This is a genomic window from Leptolyngbya sp. AN02str, from assembly GCF_050565595.1.
GTDB lineage: Bacteria > Cyanobacteriota > Cyanobacteriia > Elainellales > Elainellaceae > Kaiparowitsia.
In genome coordinates, this window is record NZ_JBNXVR010000076.1 from 1 (window position 1) to 11040 (window position 11040).

The following is an 11040-nucleotide window of genomic DNA, read 5'->3' on the forward strand; positions in this document are numbered from 1 at the left end:
AAGCGTTGGCAAAAGTCGTCGATGTCACAAAACACTTCTTCTAAACTAGTCATAGGAGGGGCTCTGCTGATGTTTCTCTTAAAGCTCAGCTTATCCAGTCCCTCCCTTTCTTATCCATAACTCAGGTCGAAATACAATTCGGCTAGGCATGGCTCCACCGCTGTTGGTGGTGAAGGTGGTTAGTCCAGGTGATTTGCAGCGCGATCGCGACTATATTGCCAAGCGCATGCAGTATCAAGATGTAGGCATTCCCGAATATTGGATTGTAGACCCACAAGTTGGTGCTGTTGTGGTGCTGAGTTTGGGTGAGGCTGGCTATGTTGAAGCTGGATCATTTGCAGGACAGGAACCCGTGCGATCGCCCCAATTTGGCACGTTGGATTTAACGGCTGACCAAGTCTTTGCCGCTGCAGAAACTGCAGAATAAGCTTTCATTCGGCCTGAAACTGCCAAGAGCCACGGTACGAAGCCGTGGCTCTTGGCAGTCGGATGAACCTTCACCTTCAATTTGGGTCAACGATGCGTGCCAGCGAGCTATAGCGGACGATAGACGCGGTAGTTGATGTTGGGGAAGATGTTGTCGATCGCCTCAACTTTTTGCAACCAGCCGGAATCTATTTTGCCTTGCAAAATGTCGTCGCGCAGCTTGTTGAACCGCATGAGGTGCGATCGCGTTCTTCGCACGGCATAGGGCACCATTGTTCCCGTTCGCATAATGAATGCCCAGTCCGAAGATTGAGCCAACAGCAGTTCCCGCGCGGCCTGGTTGAGCGCCCGCCACTCCAACTCATCGGCAGGCTCACGTGTGGCCAGCTCAATCATCCGCTCTGCTGCCTTGTGCAAGTGGGGATAAATCCACGTATTGGTCACGTTGAGCCAGTATTCATGAAAGCCCTTGTAGCCCCAGCTCGACTGCGATGGCTTACACACCTGCTGGGTGGGATTCTCGCGCAGATAGTCGGCCAGGTGGGTCATGTCATAAGTGCCTTGGTCGTACCACGACTTGCGGCACAGGTAGTCGATAAACCAGGGGCCTTCATACCACCAGTGGCCAAACAGTTCTGCGTCGTAAGGCGACACGATAATGGGTTTGCGGCCCATAATGCCGTGCAAATGCTCGACCTGGCGCTCGCGGTTGTACATAAAGTTGCTGGCATGGTCGGCAGATTTTTCCCGTGCCCAATAGGGGTCGTACAGGGATTTGTCGCTCAGGCCCAGGCCCTTGCCAGTGATCTTGTGGTACTTAATGCCCACATTCTTGCGCTGGCCGTTAGGCATGATGTAAGGCTTGATGTATTCGTACTCCGCATCCCAGCCCAGGTCACGGTAGAACTCGCGATATTCCGGTGCGCCAGGGTAGCCCACCTCCGACGACCACACCTGCTGCGATGACTCGTGATCGCGACCAAAGGCAGCCACCCCCGATTCGGTAAAGATGGGCGCATAGGTGCCAAAGCGAGGACGGGGACGAGCATACAGAATACCGTGCCCATCCGTAATGAAGTAGCGCAAGCCCACATCAGCCACCATGCGCTCTAGCCCTTCGTAGTAGGCACACTCCGGTAGCCAAATGCCTTTGGGCGATCGCCCAAAATTTTCTTCATAGCTTTCAACTGCCACCTTGAGCTGTGCCCACACCGCTTGGGGATACATCTTCATCAACGGCAAGTAACCATGGGTAGCACCGCAGGTAATGATTTCCAGATTATTGGAATCCATAAACTGCTTGAACGCACCGACCAAATCTCGCTGGTAGTGCTCCCAGGTTTGTCGTACCTGGTTGAACTCTTTGGCGTAGTACTCTGCCAAGTAGCGCATGTGGCCATTTTGAGCATGGCGCTCCACTTCCATTTCGGCCAGCTCTTCTAGCTGCGATAGGTGAGCATCAAACCGATCTTGTAGCAGCGGATCTCTTAACATAGACACCAGCGGCGGCGTCATGCTCATGGTGATTTTGAAGTCCACCCCATCCCGCTTTAAGCCTTCAAACGTGTTGAGCAGCGGCACATAGGTTTCGGTAATTGCCTCAAATAGCCATTCTTCTTCGAGCACGTAGTCGCTCTCGGGGTGGCGGACAAAGGGGAGATGGGCATGCAGAACGAGGGCAAGGTATCCAATACTCATGGGTCCGGACGGTGCTCTTTAAGGGTTTTCAGCGTAAAAACAACGAATAAGTTGAACCGTTTGATATCCGCAAGGTGGCTGCGATTACGAAAAGTTGTTAGAAATTTGAACCATTCTTTGTATCTGCAAGTATCGTAAAGCAAAAGTTCAACGTGCGATGGATAAACTGGATGCGTTATGACCCAGCCGAATTTGATCGAACTTGCCAAACATGGTGATCCTCAGGCGATCGCTACCTTGATGAATCGCACACTACAGCCCAGGGGCATGAGTGCCACAGTTGATCGCTGGGGCGATCGCCTCCGGGTCAAGTTAGAAGGCCAGTATGTGCCCAATCGGCAGGTGTTGGTGGCGTTTGTCAAAAATGGGGTAGACAACCTGGGCATTGAAGCCGTGCAGGTCGTCGAAGTGCTGGGTCAAGAGTTTGGGGCATCAAGTCCAGCTTGGACTGAAGAACTCATGTTGGGTGCCAGTGGAACGATTGAGGCGATCGCCCCGCTCAATTTGGGCGAATATTCCAACACCCCGTCTGCTGCGGCACCCCTCGTCGAAGAAACGACGAGCGATCGCGACTTCGACGACCTCTTTGATGAAGACAGCGAGAGCTCAGTCCCAACCGATAACGACAGCGACTTCCTCAACTTGCAAGAAGATGGCCTGGAGCTATCGGATGAGGACGTGGCGGGCATTAACAGCGCCGCCGATGCCGATCTGCTGTTTGCTGAAGACGTATCGGCCTCCGGCCTGGAAACAGAGCTCGATCTATCCAGCCTGGAAACCCCTGAGATTGATCCCTCAGAATTTGACTTTGGGGAAACGTCATCCTCCATCGATGAAACCGACCTGGCCTCCAGCTTCGACAACATCACCCCAACCGAACCCACATCATCCATTGACCTCACGGTAGATGAATGGGAAGACGCCAACGACGACTTTCTATCAGACTTGCCGGATATGGATGCGGCGGCTCCCCCAGCCAATGATGTTGTAACGAGTGGCTTTGGCTCGGCAGTTGGCTTTGATGAAGAAGATGACTTTGCGGCTGACCTGTTTTCAGACGAACCTTCGGCGTCCACGATGGAGCCGTCTATGGAATCGCCGGATCTGTTATTCGACGAAGAGAGCCCTGAAGATGAGTTCGGAGCTGAGTTTGGAACCGAGCTTGGGGCCGAATTTGCAGGCGGTTCACCTGTGCCCAGCGAACCTGCAAATTCACTTGATGAGTGGAACGATGAGAATGACGACTTTTTGTCGAGCTTGCCGTCCGAATCCGAGGATGTAGCCGCTACGTCTGACCTCTCAGACGATGCTCTACTCGACGATCTATCGGACTTGGCTGAACTCAACTTTGAAGAGGTAGAGGCCAGCCCCGAGCCGACTCAGCCCATGGGCGGCATCGGTGCCACCGATGGCTTGTTTGTAGAAGATGACTTGTTTGCAGAGGCTGGTCCTGCAGAAATGGCGTCCCCAGGGATGGAGTCTTCAGGGATAGAGTTTACGGATGACCTCTTCTCCGAATCGCCAGAACCATCAACGGCTTCGGAGACTGCCTCTGGGATGGATACTGGTTGGGATGATGAGGATGACTTTTTGGCTGATCTGCCAGGAGATGACAGCCTAGAACCCGAGTCTTCGTTTGAAACAACTGCAGACCTAAGCGAAGACAACTTTTTACTGGATCTTACAGAGTCAGAGTCGCCAGCCCCCCTGACCACAGAGTCCTTGACTGACGAAACGCTGTTCGATGAAACGTCGAACGAAGGCACTGCCGAAGAAATTCTCCTGCTGGAAGAAGAGGATTTTCTCGCCTCAACGTCTGAGTCTTCTACGGAGCCCATCTTGGAGCTTGAGGCTCCTGAATTTATCAGTGGATTTGGCGAAACATCGACTTCGGAATCGATGAATGAAAGCGATTTCGACTTTATGACGGAGCCGACGGAGGCGATGGAGTTTGACCTAGAGGCCGAATCTCCCGAGTCTGTGCTGGATATTTCGGAGCCATTTGATGCAACGACCTCGAATGAGTTTTCTGGGGAGACGGATCTTTCGAATGAGCTGTTGCTGGAGTTTGATGAACCGCCACTAACCCAGTTTGGAGAGGATTTTGATGAGGACTTGACCCCAGATTTGGATGCAGATTTGGGGGTAGACAGCGTCGAGGCTCCTTTGGAACCCATGGAGCTGACGGGTGATTTCGCAGATTTGGACATTGCGGCGACCGACGCGGATACAGCGCTGACGGATGAGTCCCTGTTTGATACCTCGCCAACTGATGACCTCGATTTGGGCCTGGATGCGTTTGAACCGGATGCGGATTTGGACGATGAGGCATTGGGCGACCTGTCGGTCGATACCTTCTCCGAAACGGAGACAGAAGGGTTGTTTGATGAGGTGGCCTTTGGCGAAGAGGCCGATACGGTAACGGCCGATATTTCGCCTGGGGATTATTCCTTTGAGCCGATCGAATTTGATCCTATCGAGGTGCCGGAGCCTTCGGTTGATCAGTTCGATCGGTTTGATGAGTCGGCGGCTGGCGAAGACGCCGCCATGACCGAGCCCTTGGTTGATGATTTTGACTTTTTGGCCGAGGACGAGATCCCGGAACCGGGAGCTGAGCCGTTGCTGGCCGAGACGATGGATGATGAGCTGTTGCAAGATGAGTTTGGCTTGGGTGAGCCATCGGTCTCTCCCTTGGTTGTGGATGAGGCCGCAATGCCTGGGCTGTTTTCTGATGAGCTTGCTGTGGAGGAAGAGGCCGGATCGGCGGGTTGGCTGGATACCGCTGACGATCGCCCCAATGCATCTGTTGAGGATGAGGCGGACGAGTGGATTATTGAGGAAGGCGCGATCGCCCCTGCAACTGGGTGGATGGATGAGGAACCCGAGTTGCCTTCGCCCCCTTCGGATGTGATGGAGTCGGCTGATTTCTTACCGGAGCGGCCTGTTTATGAGGAGCGATCGCCCGAACCGCTTGATTTTCTGGAGCCGGAGCTACCCTTGATGCCTCTGGGATCGGAGGTGAACGAGGAGCGGGCACCGGAGCCGATCGAGTTCTTGGAACAGGGGATGCCGCTTGTTCCTACTGACATGAGCAGTGACAGCGACAACGCGCCCGACTTCGACTTTTCGATGGATGAGGAAGAGTACAGCCCGCCTGCTGATGTAGAAGCAACCTACGACTTTATGGAGGATGAGATTCCGCCTGAGCTGTTGCGCGATGAGGATACGACGCAAGCCCTGACTGATGAGATTCCGCCTGAGCTGTTGGAAGACGAGGATTTCTCTGACTATTCCCAGGAGCAAAACGGAGCCCAGTCGGTTGAAGATTTGTTGATGGTAGAAGCGTCGGAGTTACAACCGCCAATTACTTCTGAGGAGGCGATCGCCGGTTTGGTGGATGAGCCCCAAGCTGGCACCAATCAGTTTTTGACCGTAGATGAAGCAGTGAGTGCAGGATTAATTGAGAGCGATCGCAATAGGGTTCCTGCATCTAGCCCCAGCCTAGAAGCAGACGATAGTGAGTTCCTTGTAGACTCTCGGTTTGCATCAGGTGAAGCGGCCCTTTTGGATGAGGAGGATGATGAGATGGAATCGGGTGCGGGACGCGGGATTGGCTACGCGCTGATTTTGGTGCTGGTGGCCTGGGTGTTTGGCATCATTGGCTTCTCCCTATGGCGCGATCTCACCCAAACCGAACCCACAGCACCGCCCCCTATCGAACAACCCCAATCTCGTTGGAGAGAGCCAGCGCAGCCTAAGGGTTAAGCAATAAATACCACAGCTCAGATCTTCAAAGGCTGTTTGAGGCAAGAATCGGTGGGTTAGCTCTGCTGCCCACCGATTCTTGCTTTTGGCCTTGGGGCTTGCGGCCCATGGCGCTTTTCTAATCCTGGACTTACGCATTGGTGTTGTGGGTAGGGTGCGAAGCACCCTACCCACAACACCAACACACCAGATTTAGTGAGCTTGCGTAAGTCCTGTAATCTTCTGCGTGAAACTTTGCAATCTCGCGCAAAATGGGAATGTAACTCTCAACGGAGAGAACCCATGCTTGCCCACCTTCTTGCCCTTTTGGTTGGTCTTGGCAGCTTTGTGCTGTACATGGCCGCATTCTTTTTCCCCGAAGTGCATCGCAAAAACGACTTCATTTGGAGTGGTTTTGCCATGTTCTACGCGTTGGTGCTGTGGGTGTATGCGGGGCGCATTACCGGTGGGGTTCTGCTGGGGCAGGTGGTGAGTGTATCGCTGTTGGGCTGGCTAGGCTGGCAAACCCTCAAGCTGCGCCGCGATCTCACGCCCTACGATCAGCAAACATGGGTTCCGGGTTCCAAGTCGGTGGGCGAAGTCGTATTCGAAAATGCAGAACGGGTTTGGGGGCAGGTTCAGCAACAGATCGAGCGCTTGCCGCTGCCAGAGCCCATTCGCACAGCTCCGAAAAAAATATCTGGCCTGTTTGCAGGGAGTTCCACCCCATCACCAGGCAAGCTGGCGGCGAGCCCAAAGGCAAAAAACACTCGCACGCCCGTGACAGTCAAGCCCAAGTCTGCTCGCCAAAAGATCAAGCCTTCCACAGTTGCATCAACCGAGGCGACACCAACCGAGGCGAACCCGCCTTCGGCAGAACCTGGCCGGACAGCACCAACGGTTTCTTCGGCTCAATCAGCGGAAGCAGCAGAAACAGAGGCGATCGCCCCACCCAACTCATCTGCTGAGCCCGAGAATGTGGCAGCATCACCAGAATCAGAAATTCCTGTCCCTGTGGATGCAGACAATACCCCAGACGGCTTTGACGATAGTGATGAGCCAATTCAAGGACTAACGCAAGATGAAGCTGCTCGCCTGCAGCAGGCCACAGTCAAGTCCCCCAACCGCTTTGCCTCCCTTCTAGGCAACCGTAAACCAGACTCCGCCCCTCGCCCCAATTCTGACTTGCCCTCTCAAGAGTCTGCTGCGGAGCCGCCAACCTCCCCCGAGAATGCCGAGGCCCATATTTTTGAGCTAGGCAATGGAGAGACGGTTTACGAAATTGATGATATTACGGGGCAGCCTGTTGATCTCGTTCCCGATGATTTGCCGATTGCAAACCCTGAGATGACAACATCTGCTGATGCTGACTCTAGCTCAGATAGATCAGTAGAGGCGATCGCGCCTTCTGCCTCCATTCCCGTAAACCCTGCCACTCAAGCCACAAATGAGCAGGACGACGACTGGGATCTCGATTGGGATGCGCCGCCCACCCACCCCACCCATCCTGGGGAATTAGCCAACGCTCCCCAAGATTCCGAAACCCCAGCCAACGCTCCTCAAGATGCCTCATCTCAAATTGAAGAGATGGATGTGTCCCAAAACGATGCGACCCGAGTAGAGACTCCAGAGGCACTCAACCCAGAGGCCAATGCCCCAATCACCTTGGGGGATGAGCTAGAAGCCATCCTTGGCAATGCGGAGCCATCGGAACCCCCTGCCCCCAACAGTCACTCCTAGTCGATAGAATTGAGTTTCTAATCGGAAGCCATACCCTGTACCGCATCCCCTTTCATCGGGAGCGCGAACCCGGTATTCAACCATCGCCGAATGGTTAGCCTTTCGATACAATCCTTAAATGTCCTAATCATCCCCGTTGAGCGATCGTGACAGCACCAGGAAGCTACAAAGACACCGTTAATCTGCCAAAGACCCAATTCGATATGCGGGCCAACGCCTCCAAGCGCGAGCCCGAGATTCAGGCATTTTGGGCAGAGCACCAAATTTACCAAAAGCTTTCTGAAACCAACCCTGGAGACCTGTTCATTCTGCATGATGGCCCGCCCTACGCCAACGGGGCGCTCCACATTGGCCATGCCATGAACAAAACCCTCAAAGACATCATCAACAAGTACCAACTCTTGCAAGGGCGAAAAGTTCGCTATGTGCCCGGTTGGGACTGCCACGGCCTGCCAATTGAGCTAAAAGTTCTTCAGGCAATGAAGCCGGAAGAGCGCCGCAATCTGTCGCCACTGGAACTGCGCAAACGGGCGAAAGCCTGGGCATTAGAGCAACAACAGCAGCAGTGCGCTAGCTTTATGCGCTACGGCGTTTGGGGCGACTGGTCGCATCCCTATCTCACCCTCACACCCGACTACGAAGCCGCGCAAATCGGTGTGTTTGGCGATATGGTGCTCAAGGGCTACATCTACCGAGGACTTAAACCCGTACACTGGAGCCCAAGTTCGCGCACGGCCTTGGCCGAAGCCGAGTTGGAATACCCCGAAGGTCATACTTCGCGCAGTTTGTTTGCCGCATTTTCCATGGTGTCGCTGGCGGATTCGGCAGCGGCGTTTGCACCCTATTTATCAGAATTGGGTGTCGCCATCTGGACAACAACTCCCTGGACCATTCCTGCAAACTTGGCTGTGGCGGTGAACCCCAGCCTCACCTATGCCGTAGTGGAACTGGGAGAAGGTGCGCCCAGCCAGTTCAAATATTTGATTGTGGCGAAAGAGCTAGTGGAGAAGCTGGCCCAAACCTTTGGCACCTCGCTCACGGTGAAGGCAGAGCTACCCGGTAAGTCGTTGGAACTTTCGACCTATCGACATCCTCTCTTCGATCGTGAAAGCCCGATTGTGATTGGCGGCGACTACGTCACCACGGAGTCGGGCACGGGATTGGTGCACACTGCTCCTGGCCACGGGATGGATGACTTTGTGGTGGGTCAGCGTTATGGTCTTCCTGTGCTGAGCCCGGTGGATGATGAGGGTAACTTTACGGCTGAGGCGGGACCATTTGCAGGGCTGAATGTGCTGGGCGATGCCAACGAGGCTGTGATCAAGGCTCTGGTTGAAGCGCAATCTTTGCTGAAAGAAGAGCCCTATGGCCACCGCTATCCCTACGATTGGCGGACAAAAAAGCCGACTATCTTCCGGGCAACTGAGCAATGGTTTGCCTCGGTAGCAGGATTCCGCGAGCAAGCGCTGGCGGCCATTCGGGAGGTGCGGTGGATTCCGGCCCAGGGCGAGAACCGTATCACTGCCATGGTGGAAGACCGCTCGGATTGGTGCATTTCGCGGCAACGGAGCTGGGGTGTCCCCATTCCCGTTTTCTACGACGAGGAAACCAACGAGCCGCTGCTGAATGCAGAGACGATCGCCCATGTTCAGGCGATTTTTGCAGAGCAGGGTTCGGATGCGTGGTGGGAGCTGTCGGTTGAGGAATTGCTGCCTGAGGCCTATCGCAACACTGGCCGCACCTACCGCAAGGGAACCGACACCATGGATGTGTGGTTTGACTCAGGTTCCTCTTGGGCGGCCGTAGCCAAGCAGCGGCAAAATTTGCACTATCCAGTGGAGATGTATTTAGAAGGCTCGGATCAGCATCGTGGCTGGTTCCAGTCCAGTTTGCTCACGAGTGTGGCGGTGAATGGCCACGCGCCGTACAAAACAGTCCTGACTCACGGCTTTGTGCTGGATGAGCAGGGCCGCAAGATGAGTAAGTCGTTGGGGAATGTGGTAGACCCGGCGATCGTGATTGAAGGCGGCAAAAATCAACAGCAGGAACCTGCTTATGGGGCGGATGTTCTGCGGCTGTGGGTGTCGTCGGTGGATTATTCCTCGGATGTGCCGCTGGGCAAGAACATCCTGAAGCAGCTGGCCGATGTCTATCGCAAGATTCGCAATACCGCGCGGTTCCTGTTGGGGAACTTGCACGATTTTGATCCTGCCGTTCATGCGGTGGCTTATGAAGACTTGCCAGAACTGGATCGGTATATGCTGCATCGCATGACCGAGGTGTTTGCCGATGTGACCGAAGCATTTGAGTCGTATCAGTTTTTCCGCTTCTTTCAAACGGTGCAGAATTTCTGCGTGGTGGATCTCTCCAACTTCTATTTGGATGCGGCCAAAGACCGTTTGTATATTAGCGATGCCAATGGAGCGCGGCGGCGCAGTTGTCAGACGGTGCTGGCGATCGCCCTGGAAAATTTGGCTCGTGCGATCGCCCCTGTCCTATCTCACCTGGCTGAAGATATTTGGCAGTTTTTGCCTTACAAAACGCCCTATCAATCGGTGTTTGAGTCGGGCTGGGTGCAGTTAGCAGAGCAATGGGTGCAGCCAGATTTGGCAATCCGTTGGGAGCAAATTCGCCAAATTCGCGATGAAGTCAACAAAGTGTTGGAAAAAGCCCGGAGCGATAAAGCGATCGGGGCATCGCTAGAGGCAAAAGTATTGTTGTACGTTGCAGATACTGATTTGCAGCAACACCTGTCCGTTCTTAATCCTGCGGATAGCTTGAGTGGCAACCATGTGGATGAGTTGCGCTACTTGTTTATTGCTTCGCAGGTTGAGCTGTTGAATTCACCCGGCATACTGTCGGATCTGAAGTATCACTATCTTTCGGATACGCTGGGGATTGGAGTTGTGGATGCCGATGGTGAAAAGTGCGATCGCTGTTGGAACTATTCCAGCCAGGTTGGCCAATCTGCCGACCATCCCACCATTTGCGAGCGCTGTGCTTCTGCCCTGCAAGGACGGTTTTAGCATTGATGAAACGGTAAGTCGGGCAAATCAGAGTACATAGAGATTCGAACAAATAGAGAAAGAGGGAGACTGCGCTCCCTCTTTTGCTATGACTACTTAATTCTCTGTTGTCAACCAATCTTGTGTTTAGTATGCCCCGCTGCGCCGCAATACAATCGCCGGAGTTTTCAAGATTGACCAAAAGTCATACTGAGTAGACCATTTCTCTTGGTAGGCCAGATCGAGGGCCACAATTTGTTCGAAATCTTCCACACTGGAGCGGCCATTGACTTGCCATTCACCCGATATTCCGCAGGTTGCTGGGAATTAATTAAGCAGGTAGTAACGGCAGTAAGGTAGGCCCAAAAGTTGGATGATTTTAGAGCGCTCATCCATCAGATTACTGACCTGCTGAGCTTGCCCGATT

6 protein-coding genes are annotated in these 11040 nt (G+C 53.9%); 4 read left to right on the forward strand and 2 right to left on the reverse strand.

The features are described 5' to 3' along the window. Nucleotides 1–148 precede the first annotated feature (148 nt). Entirely contained in the window at nt 149–427 is a 279-nt protein-coding gene (locus ACQ4M4_RS28400; protein WP_430687832.1) for a Uma2 family endonuclease, read from the forward strand. Nucleotides 428–534: 107 nt separating this feature from the next. Here the strand turns inward: ACQ4M4_RS28400 and ACQ4M4_RS28405 are convergent, their stop codons facing one another. Then, nucleotides 535–2124 (reverse strand): glycoside hydrolase family 57 protein, encoded by a 1590-nt coding sequence (locus ACQ4M4_RS28405; protein ID WP_430687833.1) that lies wholly within the window; start codon nt 2122–2124, stop codon nt 535–537. A 177-nt stretch (nt 2125–2301) separates the two neighbouring features. Between ACQ4M4_RS28405 and ACQ4M4_RS28410 the strand changes: the two genes are divergently transcribed. The 3 genes from ACQ4M4_RS28410 to ileS all read left to right on the forward strand — a co-directional run bounded on the left by ACQ4M4_RS28410 (nt 2302) and on the right by ileS (nt 10634). Beyond that, the gene (locus ACQ4M4_RS28410) at nt 2302–5889 is read left to right on the forward strand and encodes a hypothetical protein (RefSeq protein ID WP_430687834.1); all 3588 of its coding nucleotides are present in this window, start codon (nt 2302–2304) and stop codon (nt 5887–5889) included. A gap of 282 nt (nt 5890–6171) precedes the next feature. Beyond that, a complete protein-coding gene (locus tag ACQ4M4_RS28415; protein ID WP_430687835.1) occupies nt 6172–7608 on the forward strand; it encodes a Ycf66 family protein in 1437 nt (478 codons plus the stop codon). 146 nt (nt 7609–7754) lie between these two features. Continuing rightward, on the forward strand, nt 7755–10634 hold the full coding sequence (gene ileS / locus ACQ4M4_RS28420) for an isoleucine--tRNA ligase (RefSeq protein WP_430687836.1): 2880 nt from the start codon (nt 7755–7757) through the stop codon (nt 10632–10634). Nucleotides 10635–10760: 126 nt separating this feature from the next. On the opposite strand, the gene ACQ4M4_RS28425 is transcribed toward ileS, so the two are convergent. Then, nucleotides 10761–10922 carry a sugar transferase gene (locus ACQ4M4_RS28425; RefSeq protein ID WP_430687837.1) on the reverse strand — a complete coding sequence of 54 codons (162 nt, stop codon included), beginning with the start codon at nt 10920–10922 and terminating at the stop codon, nt 10761–10763. Between the last annotated feature and the right edge of the window lie 118 nt (nt 10923–11040).